This is a genomic window from Variovorax sp. efr-133-TYG-130, assembly GCF_030208835.1.
Classification (GTDB): domain Bacteria; phylum Pseudomonadota; class Gammaproteobacteria; order Burkholderiales; family Burkholderiaceae_C; genus Variovorax.
Map to the genome: position 1 here is coordinate 112,180 of NZ_JARVTD010000009.1, position 23,783 is coordinate 135,962.

Here is a 23,783-nt window from a genome sequence, read left to right on the forward strand (position 1 = left end):
TTCAACGACCGGCCGCGCGGATAAACCCTTCGATCGGCTCCAGTTGTTCCGGCACGTTGAGCGCCGGCGCGTGACCGCAGGCAGGCACTTCGATCACCTGCAGCCGGCCGGCCGCGCCGGGACCGCGCTGGCGCATCTGCTCGACCACTTCGGGCAGCACCAGGTCGGACTCCACGCCGCGCAGGCACAGCACAGGCACTTCGATGGCGTCGTAGTGCGGCCAGATCAGGTAGTCGTTGTCGTGCGCGCTGAACTGCCGGACCATGGCCGGGTCGTAGTGCGGCGTGACGCGGCCGTCGGACAGCCGGCGCGTGGAGCTTTCGGTCAGCCGGCGCCATTGCGCATCGCTGAGCCAGCCGTAAGGCTTGTAGACGGTGCGAAAGAACGCCTCCAGCTCGGCCACGGTGTCGAACGCGGGCGGCTGGCCCGCGTAGGCGCGGATGCGCTCGATGGCGGGCTGGGCCAGTTCGGGCGCGTTGTCGTTGAGCACCAGGCTTGCGATGCGCGCCTTCATGCGCGGCTCGAAAAGCCCCGACGCGCAGACCGTGCCGATGGCACCGCCCATCGAGGTGCCGACCCAGTGCACACGCCCCAGCCGCAGTTCGTCGCACAGCGCGTTGGCGATGCGTGCGTAGAACGACAGCTTGTATTCCTCGTCCGGCAGCGGGCTCCACTGGCTCAGGCCGCGGCCGATGGTGTCGGGGCAGATCACGCGGAAGCCGCGCGATGCGAAGTGCTGCGCCAGCTCGTCCATGTCGCGGCCGGTGCGCGCCAGGCCGTGCCAGGCGATGACCACGGGTGCGTCTTCGGCGCCCCATTCGAGCCAATGGATCTCGCGGCCCGCGAGCTGCGCATAGCGCGAGAGTGGAATCTGATTGTTGTTGTTGTCGCTCATCGCGCAGCCCTTGCTCGCAGTTTGCCGACGATGCCGGTGGGAAAGTAATAGACGGACAGCACGAAAAGCACGCCGAGCCACAGCAGCCAGCGGTCGGGCGACAGCAGCGCGGCCAGCCACGGCAGGCCGCTCGCGGCTTCGTTGCCAATGCGCAGCAGGTCCTGCAGGTAGCTCTGCGCAATGACGAACAGCACCGCGCCGATGGCCGCGCCGTAGATGGTGCCCATGCCGCCGATCACCACGATGAGCAGCACGTCGATCATGATCTCGAAGCTCAGCGAGGTGTCGGGCCCGTTGTAGCGCAGCCAGATCGCCAGCATCGCGCCGGCCAGCGTGGCGAAGAGCGCCGACAGCACGGCGGCCGTGGTGCGGTACACCACCACGCGGTAGCCGATGGCCTCGGCGCGGAACTCGTTCTCGCGGATCGCCTGCAGCACGCGGCCGAAAGGCGAATTCACGATGCGCAGCAGCGCCAGCACCAGCACCACCGCCGCCACGAAAAGCAGGTAGTAGCACAGCAGCCGGCCGTCGAGCGACACGCCGAGGAAAGGCTCATCTGAGAACTCGAAGCTCGGCGAGATCAGCTCCGGCAGCTTGAAGGTCAGGCCGTCTTCGCCGCCGGTGAAGTCCGACAGCTGCGAGGCCAGCGTCTGGAACGCCGAGGCCACGGCCAGCGTGATCATCGCGAAGAAGATCGCGCGCACCCGCAGCGAGAACAGCCCGATGGCGAACGACAGCACCAGCGAGACCGCCAGCGACGCGCCCAGCCCCACCAGCACCGCGCCCCAGTTGGGCCCGAGCCGCGAGGCCGAGATGGCGATGCCGTAGGCACCGATGCCGAAGAACATCGTGTGCGCGAAGCTCACGATGCCGGTGTAGCCCAGCAGCAGATCGAAGCTGGCCACCAGCACCACGAACACCAGGATCTTGGCCGCGACGCTGAGCGCCTTGACGCCCGGGAAGATGAAAGGCGCGAACGCCAGCGCGAGGAACAGCACCACCAGCAGCAGCGCCAGAAGGCGGCTGCGCGGCATGTCGTTGGAGAGAAGTCGTTTCAGGAACACGGCGGCTTTCTCCTTCTCAGCGGTTCGCCACGGGGTACACGCCCTGCGGACGCCACAGCAGCACGGCGACCATCAGGAAGATGCTCGCGAACTGCGTGAGCGTGGGCAGCAGGAAGCCGATGTAGTTGGTCATCAGCCCCACCAGCAGCGCGCCTATGAGCGCACCGCCCGTCGAGCCCAGCCCGCCGATGATGATGACGATGAAGATCAGCACGTTGACCTGCGCGCCCATCTGCGGCACCAGGTTCTGCTGGAACAGCCCCCACATCACGCCGCCCAGCCCGGCCAGCGCGCTGCCCACCACGAACACCCCGACGAACAGGCGCCCGATGCGGTAGCCCAGCGACTCGACCATCTCGCGGTCCTGCACGCCGGCGCGGATGAGCAGGCCGATCTTGGTGCGGCCCAGCGTCCAAGCGAGCACGCCGAACACCACCACGCCCACGGCCACCGCGAGCAGGCGGTACTTGCTGATGGCCGCATCGCCCACCAGCAGCGAGCCGCGCAGGGCCTCGGGCAGCGGCAGCGGAACCTGCGCCGGGCCCCAGATCACCTTGATGAGCTCTTCGCCGATGATCATGCCACCCATCGTGATGAGGATCTGCTTCAGATGCTGGCCGTACACCGGCCGCACGATGAAGCGCTCGAAGGCCAGCCCCACCGCGCCGGCCACGAGCATCGCGACCAGCATGGCAGGGAACACCGCCACGAGGTTGCGCCACAGCTCGCCCGAACCGGTCCAGTCGCCCATCAGCCCGAGCACGCTGCTCGCCACGAAGGCGCCCAGCGCGATGAACACGCCGTGGCCGAAGTTCAGCACGTCCATCAGGCCGAACACGAGCGTGAGGCCGGAGGCGATGATGAAGATGATCATGCCCATGGCCAGGCCCGCCACGGTGAGCGTGAGCCAGGTGGAGAAGGAGCCGGTCAGCGGCAGCGCGGCGAGCGCGAGCACCGGCGCCAGCAGCAGCGGCTTCCAGTCGAAGTCGAGTGCTTTCATAGCAGCGCCCCCCTCTCTTGCTCCTTCCCCCTCTGGGGGAAGGCGGGGATGGAGGCAAGCGGCGCTTGCAAGGCCACGCTGAATCGAAGGCCGCGAGCCCCCACCCCGACCCTCCCCCAGCGGGGGAGGGAGAAAAACGTCGAATACTTCATAGCGCCAGACCCAGGAGAGATTGCTGCAACTGCGCGTCCGCGGAGAACGCCGCCATGGAGCCTGCGTGCACCACGCGGCCGTTGTCCATCACCGCGACGGTGTCGCCCAGCCGCTGCGCGAAGTTGATGTTCTGCTCCACCAGCAGGATGGTCACGCCGCTGCGCTTGAGCTCGGCGAAGGCATCGATCATGTTGTTGATCATCACGGGCGCCAGGCCCTTGCTGGGCTCGTCGATGATGAGCAGTTCGCGCGGCTCCACGATGGCGCGCGACACGGCCAGCATCTGCTTCTGCCCGCCCGACAGCTTGCCCGCCGGGTGGTTCCAGAATTTCTCGACCGCGGGGAAGAGCTTGAAGATCCACTTCAGGCGCGTGTCGTCGATCTGCTGCGCGTTCTTGGCGCCACGCGCGGCCAGCAGCATGTTCTCCTTCACCGTGAGGTCGGAGAAGATGCCCATGTTCTCGGGCACGTAGGCAATGCCCAGGCCGGCGATCTGCGGCGTGTGCTGGGCGGTGATTTCCTTGTCGCCGAAGCGCACCCTGCCCTGCGACGCATGCCACAGGCCCATGATGGTTCGCAGCGTGGTCGTCTTGCCCGCGCCGTTGCGGCCCAGCAGCATCGTGAGCTGACCACGCGGCACGGCCAGGTCCACGCCGTGCAGGATGTGATACGCCCCGATGTGCGTGTGCACGCCCTCGAGACTCAACAGGTTCTGAGTTGTCATCGGTCTTGCTCCTTCCCCTTCCGGGGGAAGGTCGGGATGGGGGCAAGCGGCGCCTGCAAGGCTGCGGTGGTGTGGAGGCCGCGAGCCCCCACCCCGGCCCTCCCCCGGAAGGGGAGGGAGAAATTCGAATTCATCGGCACGCGCGTCATGCAGCCACCTCCTTCGCCACGCCCAGGTAGGCCTCCTGCACCACCGGCGAGGCGATCACCTCGGCCGGTTCGCCGTCGGCCACCAGCGTGCCGTTGTGCAGCACGATGATGCGGTCGGCCAGCTCGCGCACCACGTCCATCTTGTGTTCGACCAGCAGGATGGTCTTCGTCTTGTCCTGCTTGAGCTTGCGGATCAGGTCGAGGATGACGGGCGCCTCGGCCGCGTTCATGCCGGCCGTGGGCTCGTCGAACATGAAGACCTTGGGCTCCAGCGCCATCAGCAATGCCACTTCCAGCTTGCGCTGGTCGCCGTGCGGCAGGCTGGCCACCGTCGCGTGTTCGCGCGACTTCAGCGCCACGTCGGCCAGGATCTGGTCGGCGCGCTCCGTCAGCGCCTTGTGGTCGCTCCAGATGCTCCAAAGATTGAGCCCCCGCCGGTGCGCGCCCTCGCGCGTGGCCTGCACCGCCAGGCGCACGTTCTCCAGCACGGTGAGGTTCGGGAACAGGTTGGTGAGCTGGAAGGCCCGCCCCAGCCCCGCGTGCGTGCGCGCGGACGGCGACAGGCCCGACAGCGGCTGGCCGTCGAGCGACACCGTGCCGGCGCTCGCCTTGAGCTGGCCCGAGATCAGGTTGAAGTAGGTGGTCTTGCCCGCGCCGTTGGGGCCCACGATGGCCGTCAGCGTGCCCGGCGCGAAAGCGCAGCTCACGCTGTTGACGGCCACGTGCCCGCCGAAGCGGATGGTCAGATCTCGGGTCTCAAGCATCTTTGGTCATTGCGAATCAGGAGTCGAAAGATTGCACGGCGGCCTCAGCAGCTGCCGATCACGTAGTAGTTGGGGCCGGTCTGCTTCAGCGTGGTGGTCGCGTAGATGTTCCACAGCCCCATGGACTGGTTCGAGCCGTAGGCATAGGTCAGCCCGTACAGGGCATAGGCGCGTCCGGCGATGGTATGGGTGTAGTTGCTCGCGGTGTAGCAGGTGCCGGTGCCGCCGCCGCCGCTGCCCGCCGTGGTGGCGCCGGTGGCCGCCGTCGACATGGCGCCTTCGGCGTTGCTCGCGTTCAGCGCGGCCACGGTCCAGCTGTAGCTGGTCGACGCGGCCAGGCCGCTGTCGGTGTAGCTGGTGGCGGTGACCGGCGAGGCGTTGACCTTGCTGCCGCCGCGGTACACGTTGTAGCCGCTGGCTCCGCTCACGGCGTTCCAGCCGATCACCATGCTGCTGCTGGTCGCGCCCGAGGTACCCACGCCGGTGGGCGCGGGCAGGCCGCTGCCGCCGCCGCCGGCGCTGGTCACGCGGTCGATCATGGCCTTGAACGCCGCCATCTGCGGGCCCGACTTCTTCGCATAGTTGGCGCTGTCGTAGCCCCACCAGTCCCAGCAGCTGTTGGTGGCCGCGGTGCTGGTCTGCGGATAGATCAGCACGATGTTGTTGGTGTCGGCCCAGCGGTTGTAGCCGGTCTTGCGCACGTACTGGTCGCTCACGTCCGAGTAGTTCTGCTTGCAGCCGTGCAGCACCAGGTGCACGCGGCACGAGGCGGTGGTGCAGGCCTGCGGCACGTAGATCCAGCCGGTCGCGGCCATGCCGTGGCCAGTGACGAATTCCGACTGGTTGAACTCGGTGAAGGTGCCACCAAGCGTGCCGTTGTTGCGCGGATTCAGCGGGCCGTAGATCTGCGTGAGGATCTCGCCCGCCAGGTCGAAGCCGCAGTTGTTGATGTACGGCGCCGCGGTGGTGCTGCAGGCGCCGCCGTAGTCGTCGGTGACCATCGCGTGGCCGGCGCCGATGTTGTTCTTGTAGACGATGTTGGCCGCCGGCACGAAGCTCTGGTAGTAGGTCTTCAGGTCGTCCATCACCGCCTGCTTGACGGTGTTGTCGGAGGTGCCCGAGAACATGTACACCTTGGAGGCGCTCAGGTTGGACACCGGGTCGATCGCGCCGCTGGCGGCCCAGCTGTTGGTGGTGCTCACGAGCGACGACACCGGGATGCTGCTGCCGTGCGTCATGCACCGGCCGGTGGCGTTGAGCACCGAACCCTCGGCGCAATAGAACGGCCCGCCGGCCACCACGCCGGCGCCGCGCTTGAAGGTGGCCGAATAGGCCACGTGCAACTGCACCGCCGCGAAACCGCCGGCCGACAGGCCGGACACGCTCACCTCCGCCGGGTTGGCGCCGAGCGACGGCAGCGGCACCGCCGCCGTCGCGGCTTGCGCCGCCACCGCCATCGCCGCAGCGGCGGCAAGTCCCTTCCAGTTCAATCGCATCGCTGGCATCGCTGTCTCCTTCTGTTGTGGTTTGTCGAACGCTTGCTTGCTCAAGAATCGAATCGGCCGTGGATCGCGCGGGCACTCGCTCCGTCAGAAAAAAACGGGCGCAGGCTGCCGCTTCGCCCGGCGGCCATCCGGGGCGAAAAGGGAGCGGCGCCTTTCTTGCGCCGCGGGGTTCAGGTAACGATCGGCGCCGTGGTCAGCGCTTGTTCTTGATGGGAATGTCCATCTCTTCCGGCTTGATCTCGTGCACCAGCTCCGGCACGCCCCAGGCGAACGCCGGGTCGACCTTGATCTTGAAGTGGTACATCGACTGCATCGCCTGATGGTCTTCCTTGCGGAAAGTCATCTTGCCCTTGGGCGTGTCGAAGCTCATGCCTTCCATGGTGCTGATGAGCTTGTTGGTGTTGGTGTCGCCGCCCGTCTTCTTGAGCGCCGTCACCACCGCCATCGCGGCCGAGAAGCCGCCGGCCGTGAAGAAGTCCGGCGGCGTCTTGAATTCCTTGTAGTGGGCCGACACCATCGCGTCGTTCACCGGGTTCTTCGGGATGCCGAAGTAGTAGTACGCCGCGCCTTCCATGCCCGGCAGCGCCTTGTAGGCGGCCATGGCCGGCAGGATGTTGCCGCCGGTGGCGATCTCGATGCCGTAGCGCTTCAGGTCGAGGTCGACGATCTTGAACGGGTTGCCCGCGCCGGCCCAGACGATCCAGATGATCTTGCGGCCCGGCTGGTCCTTCAGCTTGTCGATCAGGCGCTGCGCGCCGGCGGTGAAGTCGGTGGTGGCGGGCGGCAGGTACTCTTCATGGACCAGCTTGGCCTTCTTGAGCGCGGAGCCGAAGGCCTTCACGCCGTCGCGGCCGAACGCGTTGTCCTGCGCCAGAGTGGCCACGGTCACGCCGGGCTTGTCGACCGCCACGGCATTGGAGATCGCGTCCTGGCTCGAATTGCGGCCGGTGCGGAAGATGTACTTGTTCCACTTGTCGCCGGTGATCGAGTCGGCCACGGCGGGCTCGACCAGCAGGATCTTCTTGTATTCCTCCGCCACCGGCAGCATGGCCAGCGCCACGCCCGAGGCGGTCGGGCCGATGGCCAGCGCGGCCTTGTCGTCCGAGTAGGCGGCCGCCAGCAGCGACTTGCCGAGGTCGGGCTTGCCCTGGTCGTCCTTCTCGATGACGACGATCTTCTTGCCGTTGACCATCATCGTGCCTTCGGTGGCGTAGTTCAGGCCCATCATCAGGCCGGTCTGCGTCTGCTTGCCGTAGGCTTCCAGCGCGCCCGTCTTGCTGTAGATGTGGGCGATGCGGATTTCGTTGGACTGGGCCCAGGCGGGAGCGGCAGCTGCGCAGGTGGCAAGCGCGGCAAGGGCGACGAGGTGGCGACGGTTCATTCTTTGTCTCCTGGAAAAGGTGACTGAATATTGCACAGTTCGTGCCACCTGCCTAAGCCATTGATAACTAACGCTTCTTCATTCGGGAGCAGCGTCGTTCGACTGAATTCAGAACATTGCATGTGTCTTATTTCCAGCCAACTGTCTATTTTTCGTTCAGGGTTTTCGCGGAGGCCTGGCGCTCGGCGATCCACTGACTGAACTGGCGCTGCGCCTGCATGCGGAACTCGTTGCGCGCATGGTTGCAGGCCGCATGCGCGAGCCGCCGGTGCTTTGGCGAACGCATGCCGCCGAAGGTCGAGTCGACAAGGTGTTCGATGGTGGCGGACTCAGGCCGGCCGAAGGGCTCGCTGAAGTCCATCGCGAGGCCGCACCAATGGCAATTGGGGCCGAAGGTGGAACGCAGGGCCTGGACGCTCACAGGCTTGCGTACTCCAGGATTTCCTGCCCCATCAAGTTGCAGTCCTTGCCCGACACGTAGTAGATGAGCCGCATGCGGTAGTTGCCCTTGTAGATCGAGCCCCACACCTCCAGCACCTTGAACTGCTGCTTTTTGTTGGCGGGATTGCGGATGGGCGCCACTTCCTTCACGGCGGGGTCGATCTGGATGCGGTCGTCCTCGCCGAAGTGGAAGGTCAGCAGTTTCCTGGCGCGGGACACGGCTTCGCTCGCGCACTGGGGCGCGGGCGCCGCGCTGGCAAAGCTGGCGGCGGCGCATGCCGCAACGAGCACGAGGGAGCGAATCGATGTCTTCATGAATGCAGGAACAAGAGGATGGCAGGAGGAAGCGCAATTGTCGGGCGTCATGTGGGCGTGTCGACATCGTCCCAGTCGTGGTCTTCGAAGCGCACCAGCCAGTTCAGCGCGCGATGCCGCTCCAGCACGACACCGGCGTCGACGCCCGCAGGAGCCGCCTCTTCCTTCAGGCGCGCCTGGCGCACGAGCCAGTGCAGCCGGTAGTGCAGATCCAGCGCATCGAGCAGTTCGCTGTCCGTGCGCACCTTGGCAGACCGCATCACGCCGTCGACGTCGCCGGCATCCAGCATCAGGCGCGTGGCCAGCGGCACGTCGCAGATGGCCCCGGGAAACGGCAGCGCATCGACCAGGCCCAAGGCCCATTCGAGCACGAAGAGGCACTCGAAGCGCCAGCCGAACTGCGCCACCGCCGACTGGCCGGGAGCCTCATCTGCAATGAAGGCCTGCTCGTCGGGCGACAGGTTCGCCTGCGCGGACGGCAGCCGCGCGAACAGGTCGGCCACAGGCAGCGGCTCGCCGCTCGCGACCGACTCGGCACGGGCCGATACGGCCAGCAGCGCGAACGCCCTGCCCGCCAGCTCCTGCGGCGTGCGCGGGCGCAACTCGGGCTCCGAAACAAGAGGCGGCAGGTGCTGCGGCACCGGCATGCCGCGCGACGCGAGCAGCGCCTCGGTGCGCGCCTTGCGCTGCCACGCCTCGGCGGGATAGGGAACCGCGGCTTCCCGGTCGGGCTCCTCGCCCGCTGCCGACAGCAACACCCGCCCGTTGGGGTCGCGGATGCCGCCATCGGTCAGGAACACGATGGCGTTCGCACGCTCCGCCCACTCGGAAAACGCGTCGAGCTGCGATTCGTCGATGGAGAGACTCAGGTGCTGGCGTACCCGCTGGATGTGCCGCATCGCGTGATAGCGGTTGCGCGACATCTCGCCGTTGCCCCTGCTCAGCACATAGCCCACGAAGCCCGAAAGATGGGCCGCGAGTTCCGGATCGGAAAGATCGCGGCGGGCATGCAGCGTGTGCGGAAAGCCGAGCGCGGGCACTTCGGCGCGCGTGCAGTAGGCATTGACCAGCACGCCTTCGCCCTGCTCTGCTGCAGGCGATGCCGCGGATGTGGCCGGTGCGGCCGGTGCGGCCGGTGCAGCCGGTGCAGCCGGTGCAGCCGGTGCAGCGCCCGAGCCGGCCAGCGCCTTCAGTCGTGTCAACAGACCCTTCATGGAAATCCTCTCCCTTGTCGATCGAAATCCGGCCACCGTCGGCGGCCGCTACTTACTGGTTCGTCATGCGCTCGTACAGCGTGGCGCGCGAAATCCCGAGCAGCCGCGCCGTTGCCAGCTTGTTGCCGCCGGTGGATGCCAGCGCGGCCGCAATCGCCTTGCGCTCCAGCTCGGCCACCTGCTGCGCCAGCGGCCGCAGCAGTGACGCTTCTTCATCGCCGTCGTGCGCGCTCTGCAGGGTGGCCGGCAGCTCGATCTGCTCCAGCCCCGCCTCGCGCAGGATGCGTTCGAGCTGCACGGCGTCGATGCGCTGCGAGTCGCTGCGCATCGTCACCTGCTCCAGCACGTTGCGCAGCTCGCGGATGTTGCCGCGCCAGTGCTGGCCGGCCAGCAGCGCGAGCGCGTCGGGCGTGAGTTCGGGCGGCGCCTCGCCGCTGCGCAGCGCCATGTCCTCGCCCAGCGCCTCGACCAGCGCGGGAATGTCGGCGCGCCGCTCTCGCAGCGGCGGCACGCGCAGCGGCAGCACGTTGAGGCGGTAGTACAGGTCTTCGCGGAACTGGCCGCGGCGCACCAGCTCCGGCAGGTCGCGCGAGGTGGCGGCGATCACGCGGGCGTCGAAGGGCACGAGCTTGTTGGAACCCAGCGGCTCGATCTCGCCTTCCTGCAGCGCGCGCAGCAGCTTGGCCTGCAGGCCCAGCGGCATGTCGCCTATTTCGTCGAGGAAGAGGCTGCCGCCGTCGGCCAGCTTGAACTTGCCCTCGCGGCCCTTGCGGTCGGCGCCGGTGAAGGCGCCGGGCGCGAAGCCGAAGAACTCGGCTTCGAGCAGGGTGTCGGGCACGGCCGCGATGTTGACGCTGACGAACTGCCCCTTGGCACGCGCGGACGACGCATGGATGGCATGCGCCAGCAGCTCCTTGCCGGTGCCGGTTTCGCCCAGCAGCAGCACCGGGCTGGCCGACTGCGCGGCGCGGCGCGCGTGGCGCTTGACCTCCACCGCCGCCGGGCTGCTGCCGATGAAGCTGGCAAAGGTGTACTTGGAGCGCCGCTGGCCGTCCGCATGGTGGTAGAGCGGGTTGTTGCGCTGGCTGGCCAGTTCGCGCCGCGCGTCGTCGAGGTCGCGCTGCAGCAGCGCGAACTTGCTGATGAGCGGCTGCAGCGTGGTCTCCGGCTGGTCGAACAGCACGATGCCGATGGCGCCGATCACCTCGCCCATGCCGCCGTCCGCGCCCTCGCGTTCCTCGCGCAGCGGAATGCGGCTGACGACGAAGGTGCCTGCCTTGTTGGTGAGCAGGTCGATCAGTATCGGCTCGCCTGTTTCAAGCACGCGGCGCATCTGCGTGTTCGGGATCACGTCTTCCACCATGTGGCCCATGAACTGGTCGATGGACGAGAAACCCAGCGCCGGCAGGAAGCGCCGGTAGCCCTCGTTCACCCACACGATGCGCCCGCCGCGGTCGACCAGGAACATGCCCTGGCTGATGCTTGAAAACAAATGAAACATCGAGCGCGCGGCCAGCGCGAGAATTCCCTGCGCATCGAGCGGCAGGGCGGGCGGCGGAGAAGGAGAAACTGGCATGGCGGCATCGTAGCGTGCCTCGATCGGCAGCAGATCGGGCGCCGCTTCCCTTCAGCAGGTACTCGTGTTCGTGTGCAACCCAGGCTCTTCATGAAACCTTAAGTTAATCAATCGTTTGATTTTTTGCGTGGTGTAATGCCTGGCATGAACGCGAAAGCCACCACCACCCAGGCCGCGCGCCGCGCACCGCGCAGCGACGGCGCGGAGGCACGCCATCGGCTGCTTCACACGGCGCTGCGGCTGTTCGCGCAGAAGGGCTTCGCCAAGACCTCCACGCGCGAGATCGCCAAGGAGGCAGGCGCCAACATCTCGGCCATCAGCTACTACTTCGGCGACAAGGAAGGCCTCTACGCGGCCACCTTCAACGAGCCGATGGGCGGCGACTCCAGCGACCTCGTGGCGGCCTGCAAGGTGCCGGGGCGCCCTCTGGAGGAAACGCTGCGCATCTGCATGGTGTCGATGATCGATCCGCTCAAGCAGGGCGAGATCGTGCGCCAATGCATCCAGCTGCACATGCGCGAGATGCTCGAGCGCACCAGCCGCTGGGCCAAGGAGCTCGAGCACGACATCAAGGGCCCGCACCGCGCCATCGCCGAGCTGCTTTGCCGCCACCTGGGCGTGGCGCGGCCCGACGACGACATCCACCGCCTCACCTTCGCGATCACCGGGCTGTCGATGCAGCTCTACGTGAGCCAGGACTTCATCGAGGCCATCCGTCCGTCGCTGCTGCGCACGCCGCGCGGCATCGACACCTGGGCCGACCGCCTGACCGGCTACGCAATGGCGCTGGTCGCGGCCGAGGCGGCACGCCGCCGCGCCGACAGAAAGCCAACCCAATGAGAAAACTCCGACTGATCGCCTCCCTGTGCCTGCCGCTGGGCCTCGGCCTCGGCCTGTCGGGCTGCGCGCTGACCCGCCCGCCGGCGCAGGTCGAGGCGCCAACGCCCGCGCAATGGCGCGCTCCCCTGCCCCACGGCGGCTCGCTCGCGTCGCTGGCCGACTGGTGGCGCCAGCTCGACGATCCGCTGCTGGTCGAGCTGATCGCCGCCGCCGAGGCAGCCAGCCCCAACGTCGCGAGCGCCGCGGCGCGCGTGGCGGAGGCCCGCTTCACGCGGGTGCAGACTGGCGCTGCGCTGCTGCCGAGCCTGGACGGCACGGCATCGGCGAGCCGGGGCACCTCGGGCTTCGCGTCCGGCGCGCCTTCGGGCGGATCGGCCTCCAGCGCTGGCAGTGGCAGCAGCAGCCTCGGGGCCACCACACCCATCACCACGCTGCAGGCCGGCCTGCAGTCGAAGTGGGAGGTCGACCTGTTCGGCCGCCTGCGCGCCGACCGCGACGCCGCCCAGGCCAAGCTGGGCAGCGCCGACGCCAAGTGGCACGACGCCCGGGTGTCGGTGGCGGCCGAAACCGCCAACGCCTACTTCGCCGAGCGCGCCTGCCAGCAGCAACTGCGCGTGGCCGAGTCCGACACCCGCTCGCGCGCCGAGACCGCGCGCCTGACCGACCTGTCGATGCGCGCCGGCTTTACCGCGCCCGCCGACGCCGCACTGGCCCGCGCCAGCGCGGCCGACGCCTCCGGCCGCCTGATCCAGCAGCGCGCCCAGTGCGCGGTGCAGCGCAAGGCGCTGGTCGCGCTCAGCGGCATCGACGAGGGCACGCTCGAGCAGAAGCTCGCGGCCGCCCCCGCGCAGCGCGCGCTGCCCGAGGTGGGCAGCATCGCCAGCGTGCCGGCGCAAGCCATTTCGCAGCGGCCCGATGTTTATTCGGCGGAACTCGGCGTGGCATCGGCCAGCGCCGACGTCGGCTCGGCCGAGGCCGAGCGCTATCCCAAGCTCAGCATCTCGGGCTCCATCGGCCGCACGCAGTACCGCGTCGGCGGCCTGCAGCAGTCGCTCGAGAACTGGACCGTGGGCCCCGTGTCGCTGAGCGTGCCGCTGCTGGACGGCGGCTCGCGCAAGGCCAATGCCGACGCGGCCAAGGCGCGCTACGCCGAGGCGGTGTCGATCTACCGCGCCAACGTGCGGCAGGCCGTGCGCGAGGTGGAGGAAGCGCTGGTCAACCTCGACGCCACCAACGGCCGCGCGACCGACGCCGACACCGCGGTGAAGAACTACCAGGCCTCCTTCGACGCCACCCAGGCGCGCTACAGCAGCGGCCTGGCCAGCCTGTTCGAACTGGAAGACTCGCGCCGCACGCTGTTCGCGGCGCAGACCGCGCGCGTGTCGCTGCAGCGCGAGCGCACCGAGGCCTGGGTCGCGCTGTACCGCTCGATGGGCGGCGGCTGGAGCCGGCCCGGCCAGCCTTCCGAGTCGTCCGAAACATCCTCAATGAACACCACCCCGGCCGCCAAGGTCGCGACGTCGCCATGAAAACAATGAAGCGTTCCACCCTCGTCACCGTGCTGATCGTGCTGGCCGTCGTCATCGCGGCGGCCGTGTTCATGACGCGCAAGCCGGCCGACAAGGCCGCCGCCGCCGGCCCCGCGCCCAAGCCCGCGCTGACCGTCACCGTCGCCGCGCCCGAGGCCACCGAACTCACGCTCACGCTTCCGGCCAACGGCAACGTGGCGGCCTGGCAGGAGGCCGTGGTCGGCTCCGAGTCGAACGGGCTCAAGCTCGCCGAGGTGCGGGTGAACGTGGGCGACGTGGTCAAGAAGGGCCAGGTGCTGGCCGTGTTCTCGCCCGAGACGGTGCGCGCCGACATCGCGCAGTCGCGCGCCTCGCTGGCCGAAGCCCGCGCCACCGCCGCCGACGCCGCCGGCAACGCAGCCCGCGCCCGCACGCTGCAGGCCACCGGCGCGCTGAGCCAGCAGCAGATCAACCAATACCAGACCACCGAGCAGACGGCCAAGGCGCGCGTCGAAGCGGCCGAAGCCGTGCTGGCCGCGCAGGAAGTGCGCGGGCGCAACACGCAGGTGCTGGCGCCCGACGACGGCGTGATCTCGTCGCGCACCGCCACGGTCGGCAGCGTGGTGGCGGCCGGCACCGAGCTGTTCAAGCTGATCCGCCAGGGCCGGCTCGAATGGCGCGCCGAAGTCACCTCGGCCGAGCTGAGCCGCATTTCGGTGGGCACCACCGCCTTCGTGGTCAGCGCCAGCGGAGCGCAGGTGCGAGGCAAGGTGCGCAGCATCGCGCCCACGGTCGATCCGCAGACGCGCGCGGCGCTGGTTTACGTCGACCTGCCCAATGTGCAGCAGAACACCGGCATCAAGGCCGGCATGTTCGCGCGCGGCGACTTCGAACTCGGCCGCAGCTCGGCGCCCACGGTGCCGCAGAGCGCCATCGTGCCGCGCGACGGTTTCAACAACGTCTTCCTTCTCAAGCCCGACAACCACGTGGCACAGCTGAAGGTGCAGATCGGCCGCCGCCTGAACGACCGCATCGAAATCACCAGCGCTTTGCCCGAAGGCGCGAAGGTGGTGGTGCAAGGCGCCGGCTTCCTGAACGACGGCGACCTGGTGCGCGTGGTCGAGGCGCCCGCGCCAGCCGCCCCTGCCGCAACCGCCCCCGCCGCAGCCAAGTAAGCAGAAACAAAGGACTCGCCCATGAATGTTTCCGCCTGGTCCATACGCAACCCGATTCCGGCGGTGATGCTGTTCGTGCTGCTCACCTTCGGTGGGTTGCTGTCGTTCAACGCGATGAAGGTGCAGAACTTTCCGGACATCGACCTGCCGACCGTGACGGTCTCGGCATCGCTGCCCGGCGCCGCGCCTTCGCAGCTGGAAACCGACGTCGCGCGCAAGCTCGAGAACTCCATCGCCACGGTGCAGGGCCTGAAGCACATCACCACCAAGGTGCAGGACGGCGCCGCCACGCTGATCGTCGAGTTCCGCCTCGAAAAGCCCGTGCAGGAAGCCGTGGACGACGTGCGCTCCGCCGTGCAGCGCGTGCGCGCGGACCTGCCGGCCGACGTGCGCGACCCGGTCGTCACCAAGCTCGACCTGGCGGGCCAGCCGGTGCTGGCCTTCACCATTGCGTCCTCGCAAATGGACAACGAGGCACTGAGCTGGTACGTGGACAACGACGTCACCAAGCGTCTGCTGGCGCTGCCGGGCGTGGGCGCGGTGAACCGCGTGGGCGGCGCCACGCGCCAGGTTCACGTGGACCTCGACCCGGTCAAGCTGCAGGCGCTCGGAGCCTCGGCGGGCGACATCTCGCGCCAGCTGCGCCAGGTGCAGACCGAGAGCGCGGGCGGCCGCTTCGACCTGGGCGGCAGCGAACAGCCGGTGCGCACGCTTGCCACGGTGAAGTCGGCCGACCAGCTCGCCGACATGCAGATCGTGCTGACCGACGGCCGCCGCATCCGGCTCGACCAGGTGGCGCGCATCAGCGACACCATCGCCGAGCCGCGCGCGGCCGCGCTGCTCAACGGCAAGCCGGTGGTGGGCTTCGAAGTGGCCCGCAGCCGCGGTGCCAGCGAGGTGGAAGTGGGCCGCGCGGTGCAGAAGGCGCTGGCCGACATGCGCGCGCAGCGCCCCGACATCGAGCTGACCGAGGCCTTCAACTTCGTCGACCCGGTGGAAGAGGAATACAACGGTTCGCTGCACCTGCTGTACGAAGGCGCGATCCTGGCGGTGGTCGTGGTGTGGCTGTTCCTGCGCGACTGGCGCGCCACCTTCGTGTCGGCCGTGGCGCTGCCGATGTCGGTGATCCCGGCGTTCATCGGCATGCACCTGCTGGGCTTCTCGGTCAACGTGATCTCGCTGCTGGCGCTGTCGCTGGTGGTGGGCATATTGGTGGACGACGCCATCGTGGAAGTCGAGAACATCGTGCGCCACCTGCGCATGGGCAAGACGCCCTACCAGGCGGCCATGGAGGCTGCCGACGAGATCGGCCTGGCGGTGATCGCCACCACCTTCACGCTGATCGCGGTGTTCCTGCCCACCGCCTTCATGAGCGGCGTTGCGGGCAAGTTCTTCAAGCAGTTCGGCTGGACCGCGGCGCTCGCGGTGTTCGCTTCGCTGGTGGTGGCGCGGGTGCTCACGCCGATGATGGCGGCCTACATGCTCAAGCCCGTGGTCACGGCCGAAACGGAACCGGGCTGGCTGCGCTGGTACATGCGCGCCGTGGAGTGGAGCACGCACAACCGCTTCAAGACGATGGTGCTGGCCACCCTCTTCTTCTTCGGTTCGCTGGCGATGATCCCGCTGCTGAAGACCGGCTTCATTCCGCCGGACGACAACTCGCAGACGCAGGTGTACCTCTCGCTCGCGCCGGGCTCCACGCTGGCGCAGACCACCGCCGCGGCGGAGGAAACCCGCCGCCGCGTGATGCAGATCGCGCACGTGAAGAGCGTCTACACCACGGTGGCCGGCGGCAGCGCGGGCGGCGACCCGTTCGCCAGCTTCGGCACGCCCGAGACGCGCAAGGCCACGCTCACCATCAAGCTCGACCCGCGCGGCGACCGGCCGCGCAAGCAGGTCATCGAGAACCAGATCCGCACCGCGCTCGAAACGCTGCCCGGCGTGCGCAGCACGGTGGGCCTGGGCGGCTCGGGCGAGAAATACATCCTGGCGCTGACCGGCGAAGACCCGGTGGCCCTGGCCAGCGCGGCGAGCGCGGTCGAGAAAGACCTGCGCACCGTTCCCGGCCTGGGCAACATCACCTCCACCGCGAGCCTGGTGCGCCCCGAGATCGCGGTGCGCCCCGACTTCGCGCGCGCCGCCGACCTGGGCGTGACCAGTTCCGCCATCGCCGAGACCCTGCGCGTGGCCACGCTGGGCGACTACGACCAGTCGCTCGCCAAGCTCAACCTCGCGCAGCGGCAGGTGCCGATCGTGGTGAAGCTGGAAGACTCCGCGCGGCAGGACATCGACCTGCTCGGCCGCCTCTCGGTGCCCGGCACGCGCGGCCCGGTCATGCTCAACCAGGTGGCCTCGCTCACCATGGAAGGCGGCCCGGCCGTCATCGACCGCTACGACCGCTCGCGCAACGTGAACTTCGAGATCGAACTGTCGGGCGTGGGCCTGGGCGACGCGAAGGCCGCGGTGCAGAAGCTCCCTTCGATCCAGAAGCTGCCGCCGGGCGTGCGCATTGCAGAAGTCGGCGACGCCGAGGTCATGACCGAGCTGTTCGCGAGCTTCGGCCTGGCGATGCTGACGGGCGTGCTGTGCATCTACATCGTGCTGGTGCTGCTGTTCAAGGACTTCCTGCACCCGGTGACCATCCTGTGCGCGCTGCCGCTGGCGCTGGGCGGGGCCTTCGTGGGGCTGCTGATCGGGCAGAAGGCGCTGTCGATGCCTTCGCTGATCGGTCTCATCATGCTGATGGGCATCGCGACCAAGAACTCGATCCTGCTGGTCGAATACGCCATCGTGGCGCGCCGCGACCACGGCATGAGCCGCTGGGACGCGCTGCGCGACGCCTGCCACAAGCGCGCACGGCCCATCATCATGACCACGCTCGCCATGGGCGCCGGCATGCTGCCGATCGCGGTCGGCTTCGGCGCGGCGGACTCGAGCTTCCGCTCGCCGATGGCGATGGCGGTGATCGGCGGGCTGATCACCTCGACCGTGCTGAGCCTGCTGGTGGTGCCGGCGGTGTTCACCTACGTGGACGACATCGAGCACTGGATCCGCCGCACGGTGCGCAGGCTGCGCGGGCAGCCCGTGGATCCGCATATCGACGACGACCTGGTCGAGACGCCCGCAGCGGGACGGTAGAACGCACAGGCAGAAATGAAAGAAGCCGCGGCAAATGCCGCGGCTTCTTTATTTGGCTGGCCCGCCCTGAAGCGGGCTCCGAAGAGCGTCAGGCGTCCAATTGCGCCAGCCGCTTCAGCTTGCGTTCGCTCAATCGCTTGGCAAGCCGCGGCAGCACCAGCACGGCCAGCACGATGACGATCAGCGTCAGCGACATCGGACGCTGCAGGAACACCATCGCGCTGCCCTCGCCCATCGACATCGCGTTGCGCAGCTGCGCTTCGGCGAGCGGGCCGAGGATCATGCCGACCACCACCGGCGCGGTCGGGAAGTCGAAGCGCCGCATCAGCACGCCCAAGAGGCCGATGCCGTAGAGCAGGAACAGGTCGAACGCGCTCTGGCGCATGCCGTAGGCACCCACGGTGGCGAAGATCAGGATGCCGGCGTAGAGCTGGGGCTTCGGAATCTTCAGCAGCTTGACCCACAGGCCGACCATCGGCAGGTTCAGCACCAGCAGCATCACGTTGCCGATGTAGAGCGAGGCGATCAGCGCCCACACCAGCGCGGCCGAGGTGGTGAACAGCTGCGGGCCCGGCTGGATGCCGTAGTTCTGGAACGCGCCCAGCAGGATGGCGGTGGTGTTGGAGGTGGGAATGCCCAGCGTGAGCAGCGGAATCAGCGCGGCGGTCACCGTGGCGTTGTTGGCGGCCTCGGGGCCGGCCACGCCTTCGATGGCGCCCTTGGTGCCGAACTCGGCCTTGGCGTCCGCGTCCTTGGCCAGCTTCTTTTCGGTCGCGTAGCTCAGGAAGGTCGGGATCTCGGTGCCGCCGGCGGGGATGCAGCCGAAAGGCGTGCCGATGGCGGTGCCGCGCAGCCACGCGGGAATCGAGCGCTTCCAGTCGCGCTTGCTCATGTGCACCCGGCTCAGCTTGTTCTGGCCCTCGACCACCTTGCCTTCGTACAGCACGGCGTAGAGCACCTCGGCCACGGCGAACAGGCCGACGGCCACCAGCACGATCTCGATGCCGTCGAGCAGTTCGGGCACGCCGCCGGTGTAGCGGCCCTGGCCCGAGATCTGGTCGAGCCCGACGCAGCCCGCGGCCAGGCCGACGAACAGCGCCGTCATGCCGCGCAGCGTGCTCTTGCCGAGCACCGCGCTCACCGTGGTGAAGGCCAGCAGCATCAGCATGAAGTATTCGGGCGGGCCGAGCTTGACCGCGAATTCGGCCACGAACGGCGCGAACAGCGTGACGATCACCGTGGCGATGGTGCCGGCCACGAAGGATCCGATGGCGGCGGTGGCGAGCGCCGCGCCCGCCCTGCCGCTCTTGGCCATCTTGTTGCCCTCCATCGCGGTCACCATGCTGGCGGTTTCGCCGGGCGTGTTGAGCAGGATGGACGTGGTCGAGCCGCCGTACATGGCGCCGTAGTAGATGCCCGAGAAGAAGATCATCGAGGCCGTGACGTCGACCTTGCCGGTGATGGGCAGCAGCATGGCCACCGCCACCGCCGGGCCGATGCCGGGCAGCACGCCCACGGCCGTGCCAAGGGCGCAGCCGACCAGGCACCAGAGCAGATTGACGGGGGTGATCGCCGCGGCGAAGCCCGCCATGAGTGCGTTGAAGATGTCCATGTCAGAGCCAGCCAGTCGAAGTGAGGCCGGGCAGGTTGATGGCCAGGAATTGCGTGAAGGTCCAGAACACCGGCGCCGAGATGAGCACGCCGGCCAGCAGGTCGGTCGCCCAGGTGCGCGGCGAATTCACGCCGCCCTGCCCGCTCGCGCGGCGCAGGCCCTGCACCGCCAGCACGTAGCACAGCGTGCAGCTGATGATGAAGCCGAGCGTGGTGATGAGCGCGGCGTTGAGCAGCAGCCCCGCCGACACCCAGATGAAGCCCGGCCAGTAGGCGTGCTCGGCACCCGAGGGCGCGTCGAGTTCGCGGAAGCCGCCGGTGCGCGCCTCCCACACGATCCAGGCGCCGCACAGCACCAGCACCACCGACACCAGCCAGGGCAGGAAGTTGGGGCCGACGCCGCCGTAGCCGGCTTCGGAGGAAATGCCGATCGCGCCGAACGCCAGCGCGAGGCCGGTCAGCAGCACGCCGGCGCCGACCAGGGTTTGCGGCCACGTGGCCGCGGATTGCGGCGGGGCCGAGGAGTCTGGAGTTGTCATTTTTTCTCCCGGGGTGGAGCTGGATTTGAAAACGGCACGCTGTCGACTCTTTCGAGGACAGCGCGCCGTGGGGCGGGCCAGTGGTGCGCGCCGGGGGTCAGACCATGCCGGATTTCGTCATGATGGCGCGCAGGCTCGCGAAGTCGTCGTCGACGAACTTCGTGAAGGCTTCGCCCGACAGCACGGCGGGCGTCCAGTCGTTCTTCTTGAGCGATTCGGCCCAGGACGCGCTCTTCATGGCGGCCAGCACCATGTCGGTCAGCGCCTTGCGCTGGTCGGCGGAGATGCCGGGCGCGCCGTACACGCCGCGCCAGTTGCCGATTTCCACGTCGATGCCCTGTTCCTTCAGCGTGGGCACGTCGATGCCCGGCAGGCGCTGGGCCGAGGTGACGGCAATGGCCTTCATCTTGCCGGCCGCGATGTATTCGGCGAACTCGCTGTAGCCGCTGCCGCCGATGGTGACGTTGCCGCCCAGCACGGCCGCGGTGGCCTCGCCGCCTCCGCGGAAGGCCACGTAGTTGATCTTCGAGGGGTCGGCACCGACCTTCTGCGCGATCATGGCGGCGGCGATGTGCTCGGTGGAGCCGCGCGAACCGCCGCCCCACTTGACGCTGCCCGGGTCCTTCTTGAGCTGCTCGACCACGTCCTTCATGGTCTTGAACGGCGAGTTCGACGGCAGCACGAACACGTTGTATTCGGTGGTCAGGCGCGCGATGGGCGTGGCCTGCGACAGGTTGACCGGCGGCTTGCCGGTGATGATGCCGCCCAGCATGACCGAGCCCATGACCATCAGCGCGTTGGCGTCGCCCTTGGAACCGTTCACGAACTGGGCCAGGCCCAGCGCGCCGGCGGCACCGCCCTTGTTGTCGTAGGTGACGGTGTCGGCCACCTTGGCGTCGGTCAGGGCCTTGCCCAGGGCGCGGCCGGTGGTGTCCCAGCCGCCGCCGGGGTTGGCCGGGATCATCATCTTGACGTTGGCCGCGGCCCGGGCGGACAGTGGCAGGGCACCGGCGGCGGCCAGCGCGGCCAATGACTTCAGAAAGGTGTCGCGACGCATTGTTGTCTCCTGGTGCTGAAAGTAACTTGAAAGGAAGCTGACTTGAAGCTGAGTATCATGCGCCGCCCCGCTGTCAGTTGGCTGTCCGACAAACTGGGGAAAACACCGAATTCCCACCAATCCGTGCCCGTATGAAGCTGCTGCTGGTCGAAGACGACCCCTCGATGCAAATCACCCTGCAGCGCACCCTCGGGCGCCAGCGGATCGACGTGCGCGTCTGCGGCGACGGCGCCGAGGCCGTCGCGATGTGGCGCGCCCTGGAGCCCGACGTGGTGGCGCTCGACCTGAGCCTGCCCAACCTTGACGGCCTGCAGGTGCTGGCCCAGGCCCGGGCCGAGGGACTGCGCACGCCGGTGCTGCTGCTGACGGCGCGCGGCACCGTCGGCGACCGCATCATGGGCCTGAATGCCGGCGCGGACGACTACCTGCCCAAGCCCTTCGACCTCGACGAACTGGAAGCGCGCATCCGTGCGCTGCGCCGCCGCAGCCACGGCGTGATGACCGACATGGGGCTGAACCCCCAGCAGATCGGCGGCCTGCGCTTCGAGCCCGCGAACGGCGCCATCTACAACCGCGCGGATCTGCTCGAACTCACCCCGCGCGAACTGGCGCTGCTGAAGGCGCTGATGATGAAACCGGGCCACGCCGTGACCAAGGAGCGCCTGTTCGAGCTGGTGTTCCCCGGCGAGACCGAGGTGCAGTACGAGGCCATCGAGGTGGTGGTCTACCGCCTGCGCAAGAAGCTGGTGGGCACCGGCGCCGTGCTCATGACGATGCGCGGGCTGGGCTACCTCTTGCGACCGGAAGCATGAGGCACATTTCCTCGCTTCGCGCGCGGCTGCTGCTCGGCATCCTCGCGCCGATCGCCGTGTTCATCGTGATCAACAGCGTGAGCCTGTACCGCCAGAGCCTGGCTGCCGCCACCACCGCCTACGACCGCACGCTGCTGGCGTCCGCCAAGACCATCGGCGAGCAGCTCGACGTGGAAGGCTACGACCAGATGGCGCGGCTGCGCGCTATCGTGCCCTACTCCGCGCTCGAGGCCTTCGAGGCCGACAACCGCAGCCGGCTCTTCTACCGCGTGTCGGCGCTCGACGGCGAGATGATCTCGGGCTTTGCCGAGCTGCCGTTCTGGCGCGGGCGCATTCCGGACCGCAGCGCCTACGCGGCGCTGGTCGATTTCTACGACGCCCAGTTCCGCAACCAGCCGGTGCGCGTGGCGGTGCTTCTGCAGCCGGTGGCCAGCGCACGTGGCCGCGGCATGGCGGTGGTTCAGGTGGCCGAGACGCTGGAGATCCGCGAGACGCTGGCGCGCAAGCTGCTGGTCGACACGCTGTGGCGGCAGTTCCTGCTGATGGGCGTGATCGCGCTGGCGACGCTGTTCGTGGTGCAACGCGCCACGCGCCCGGTGCGCGAGCTGGGCGAAGCCATCGAGAAACGCGCGGCCGACGACCTCTCGCCCATCGACGCGCCGGACGCCCCGCGCGAGTTGCGCCCGCTGATAGACGCCACCACCGAAGTCATGGGCCGCCTGCAGCGGCTGCTGGACCATCAGAAGCGCTTCGTGCGCGACAGCGCGCACCAGTTGCGCACGCCGCTGGCGGTGCTCAAGGCGCAGGTGCAATCGGCGCGGCGCGGCGACGTGGCGCCGGAGCAGGCGCTCGGTGAAATCAGCCAGACCGTGGAGCGCGCCACCACGCTGGCCAACCAGATGCTGTCGCTCGCCAAGGTCGAGCAATTGCGCCAGCAGCCGGAATCGGTGGCGCTCGACCTGGGCGCCATCGTGCGGCAGATCGCGCTCGACCTGTCGCCGCTGGTGGCCGACAAGGCACTCGACTTCGAGCTGGCCATCGACGCGCCGGTGGTGGTGCGGGCCCACCAGTGGATGCTGCAGGAGCTCACGCGCAACCTGCTGCACAACGCCATCAAGCTGAGCCCGGCTGGCGCGGCGCTGCTGGTCTCGGTGCGTGCGCAGGCCGGCGAGGCGGTGCTCACCGTGCGCGACGAAGGCCCGGGCATCTCGCCGGAGCTGCGCCAGCGGCTGTTCGCTCCGTTTTCGGCGGGCAGCGCGTCGAGCGGCTCGGGGCTGGGGCTGGCGATCTGCCGCGAGATCGTGCTGGCGCTGGACGGTCGCATCGCGCTCGACAACCGTGTCGCGCCCGCCACGTCGGACGGCGCCGCACGCGTGGTCGGGCTGGATGCGGTCGTGCACCTGCCGCTGTGGCGGCACAATTCCTGATATTCACTCCTGATATCCATGGAACGTCTGCGCATCGACAAATGGCTCTGGGCCGCACGCTTCTTCAAGACGCGCTCGCTGGCCGCGGAGGAAATCGGCAAGAACCGCGTGCAGGTGAACGGCGACGTCGCCAAGGCCTCGCGCGAGGTGAAGGCCGGCGACACGGTCGCCATGCGGCTGGGCACGCTCACGCGAACGGTCACGGTGCGCGGCCTCAGCGGGCAGCGCGGGCCGGCGCCGGTGGCGCAGCAGCTCTACGAGGAAACGCCCGAAAGCATCGCCGCCCAGGCCGCCTTCCGCGAACTGCGCCGCATGGGCAGCGAGCCGGCCTTGGCCATCGAACAGGGCCGCCCCACCAAGCGCGACCGGCGCGAACTCGACGGCGCGGTGCGGCACGCCGAATGGGACAGCCGCTGGAGCGCATCGATCGACGCGGACGACACAGAACGCTGATCGCTTACGCTGTGGGCTTTCTTTCTTCGAGGAGTCCCGTTG

General features: G+C 68.5%; 21 protein-coding genes. 7 read left to right on the forward strand and 14 right to left on the reverse strand.

Going from position 1 to position 23,783, the window contains the following annotated elements; genetic code table 11:
* Position 1: 1 nt before the first annotated feature.
* From QRN67_RS10980 to QRN67_RS11030, 11 genes are all read right to left on the reverse strand, one after another.
* The gene (locus tag QRN67_RS10980) at positions 2–895 is read right to left on the reverse strand and encodes an alpha/beta fold hydrolase (protein WP_285411780.1); all 894 of its coding nucleotides are present in this window, start codon (positions 893–895) and stop codon (positions 2–4) included.
* Positions 892–1,959 (reverse strand): branched-chain amino acid ABC transporter permease, encoded by a 1,068-nt coding sequence (locus QRN67_RS10985; protein ID WP_081270894.1) that lies wholly within the window; start codon positions 1,957–1,959, stop codon positions 892–894. The genes QRN67_RS10980 and QRN67_RS10985 overlap by 4 nt, the downstream gene beginning before the upstream one ends.
* A 16-nt stretch (positions 1,960–1,975) precedes the next feature.
* Positions 1,976–2,959 (reverse strand): branched-chain amino acid ABC transporter permease, encoded by a 984-nt coding sequence (locus tag QRN67_RS10990; protein WP_285411781.1) that lies wholly within the window; start codon positions 2,957–2,959, stop codon positions 1,976–1,978.
* 148 nt (positions 2,960–3,107) lie between these two features.
* Entirely contained in the window at positions 3,108–3,836 is a 729-nt protein-coding gene (locus QRN67_RS10995) for an ABC transporter ATP-binding protein (RefSeq protein ID WP_285411782.1), read from the reverse strand.
* 145 nt (positions 3,837–3,981) lie between these two features.
* Positions 3,982–4,749 (reverse strand): ABC transporter ATP-binding protein, encoded by a 768-nt coding sequence (locus tag QRN67_RS11000; protein WP_081270897.1) that lies wholly within the window; start codon positions 4,747–4,749, stop codon positions 3,982–3,984.
* 44 nt (positions 4,750–4,793) lie between these two features.
* Positions 4,794–6,254: an extracellular catalytic domain type 2 short-chain-length polyhydroxyalkanoate depolymerase gene (locus QRN67_RS11005; protein ID WP_285411783.1), complete on the reverse strand. Its 1,461-nt coding sequence runs from the start codon at positions 6,252–6,254 to the stop codon at positions 4,794–4,796.
* 193 nt (positions 6,255–6,447) lie between these two features.
* Positions 6,448–7,635, reverse strand: coding sequence for a substrate-binding domain-containing protein (locus tag QRN67_RS11010; RefSeq protein WP_285411784.1), 1,188 nt, complete (start codon positions 7,633–7,635; stop codon positions 6,448–6,450).
* Positions 7,636–7,780: 145 nt separating this feature from the next.
* Complete coding sequence (locus tag QRN67_RS11015; RefSeq protein ID WP_285411785.1) at positions 7,781–8,056, reverse strand: hypothetical protein; 276 nt, start codon at positions 8,054–8,056, stop codon at positions 7,781–7,783.
* Entirely contained in the window at positions 8,053–8,391 is a 339-nt protein-coding gene (locus tag QRN67_RS11020) for a hypothetical protein (protein WP_081270901.1), read from the reverse strand. Before QRN67_RS11020 ends, QRN67_RS11015 begins: the two co-directional genes overlap by 4 nt.
* 47 nt (positions 8,392–8,438) lie before the next feature.
* Positions 8,439–9,605: a DUF4272 domain-containing protein gene (locus QRN67_RS11025; protein ID WP_285411786.1), complete on the reverse strand. Its 1,167-nt coding sequence runs from the start codon at positions 9,603–9,605 to the stop codon at positions 8,439–8,441.
* Between the two features lie 52 nt (positions 9,606–9,657).
* A complete protein-coding gene (locus QRN67_RS11030) occupies positions 9,658–11,181 on the reverse strand; it encodes a sigma-54 interaction domain-containing protein (protein WP_285411787.1) in 1,524 nt (507 codons plus the stop codon).
* A 144-nt stretch (positions 11,182–11,325) separates the two neighbouring features.
* On the opposite strand from QRN67_RS11030, the gene QRN67_RS11035 reads away from it, so the two are divergent.
* Genes QRN67_RS11035 through QRN67_RS11050 form a run of 4 tightly spaced genes read left to right on the forward strand, consistent with a single transcriptional unit; the run spans position 11,326 to position 17,842 of the window.
* Positions 11,326–12,021, forward strand: a complete 696-nt coding sequence (locus QRN67_RS11035) for a TetR/AcrR family transcriptional regulator (protein ID WP_106937475.1) — start codon at positions 11,326–11,328, stop codon at positions 12,019–12,021.
* A complete protein-coding gene (locus QRN67_RS11040) occupies positions 12,018–13,550 on the forward strand; it encodes an efflux transporter outer membrane subunit (RefSeq protein WP_285411788.1) in 1,533 nt (510 codons plus the stop codon). Before QRN67_RS11035 ends, QRN67_RS11040 begins: the two co-directional genes overlap by 4 nt.
* Positions 13,547–14,704, forward strand: coding sequence for an efflux RND transporter periplasmic adaptor subunit (locus tag QRN67_RS11045; protein WP_285411789.1), 1,158 nt, complete (start codon positions 13,547–13,549; stop codon positions 14,702–14,704). The genes QRN67_RS11040 and QRN67_RS11045 overlap by 4 nt, the downstream gene beginning before the upstream one ends.
* 21 nt (positions 14,705–14,725) lie before the next feature.
* Complete coding sequence (locus tag QRN67_RS11050; RefSeq protein ID WP_285411790.1) at positions 14,726–17,842, forward strand: efflux RND transporter permease subunit; 3,117 nt, start codon at positions 14,726–14,728, stop codon at positions 17,840–17,842.
* A gap of 88 nt (positions 17,843–17,930) precedes the next feature.
* Here the strand turns inward: QRN67_RS11050 and QRN67_RS11055 are convergent, their stop codons facing one another.
* From QRN67_RS11055 to QRN67_RS11065, 3 genes are all read right to left on the reverse strand, one after another.
* Complete coding sequence (locus QRN67_RS11055; RefSeq protein ID WP_285411791.1) at positions 17,931–19,454, reverse strand: tripartite tricarboxylate transporter permease; 1,524 nt, start codon at positions 19,452–19,454, stop codon at positions 17,931–17,933.
* Position 19,455: 1 nt separating this feature from the next.
* Positions 19,456–19,992, reverse strand: coding sequence for a tripartite tricarboxylate transporter TctB family protein (locus tag QRN67_RS11060; RefSeq protein ID WP_081270909.1), 537 nt, complete (start codon positions 19,990–19,992; stop codon positions 19,456–19,458).
* A 97-nt stretch (positions 19,993–20,089) separates the two neighbouring features.
* Positions 20,090–21,049: a Bug family tripartite tricarboxylate transporter substrate binding protein gene (locus QRN67_RS11065; protein ID WP_081270910.1), complete on the reverse strand. Its 960-nt coding sequence runs from the start codon at positions 21,047–21,049 to the stop codon at positions 20,090–20,092.
* 131 nt (positions 21,050–21,180) lie between these two features.
* On the opposite strand from QRN67_RS11065, the gene QRN67_RS11070 reads away from it, so the two are divergent.
* Genes QRN67_RS11070 through QRN67_RS11080 form a run of 3 tightly spaced genes read left to right on the forward strand, consistent with a single transcriptional unit; the run spans position 21,181 to position 23,741 of the window.
* The gene (locus QRN67_RS11070) at positions 21,181–21,861 is read left to right on the forward strand and encodes a response regulator transcription factor (protein ID WP_106934817.1); all 681 of its coding nucleotides are present in this window, start codon (positions 21,181–21,183) and stop codon (positions 21,859–21,861) included.
* Positions 21,858–23,288, forward strand: coding sequence for a sensor histidine kinase (locus tag QRN67_RS11075; RefSeq protein WP_285411792.1), 1,431 nt, complete (start codon positions 21,858–21,860; stop codon positions 23,286–23,288). Before QRN67_RS11070 ends, QRN67_RS11075 begins: the two co-directional genes overlap by 4 nt.
* 18 nt (positions 23,289–23,306) lie before the next feature.
* Positions 23,307–23,741 carry an RNA-binding S4 domain-containing protein gene (locus QRN67_RS11080; RefSeq protein ID WP_081270913.1) on the forward strand — a complete coding sequence of 145 codons (435 nt, stop codon included), beginning with the start codon at positions 23,307–23,309 and terminating at the stop codon, positions 23,739–23,741.
* Positions 23,742–23,783: the final 42 nt, after the last annotated feature.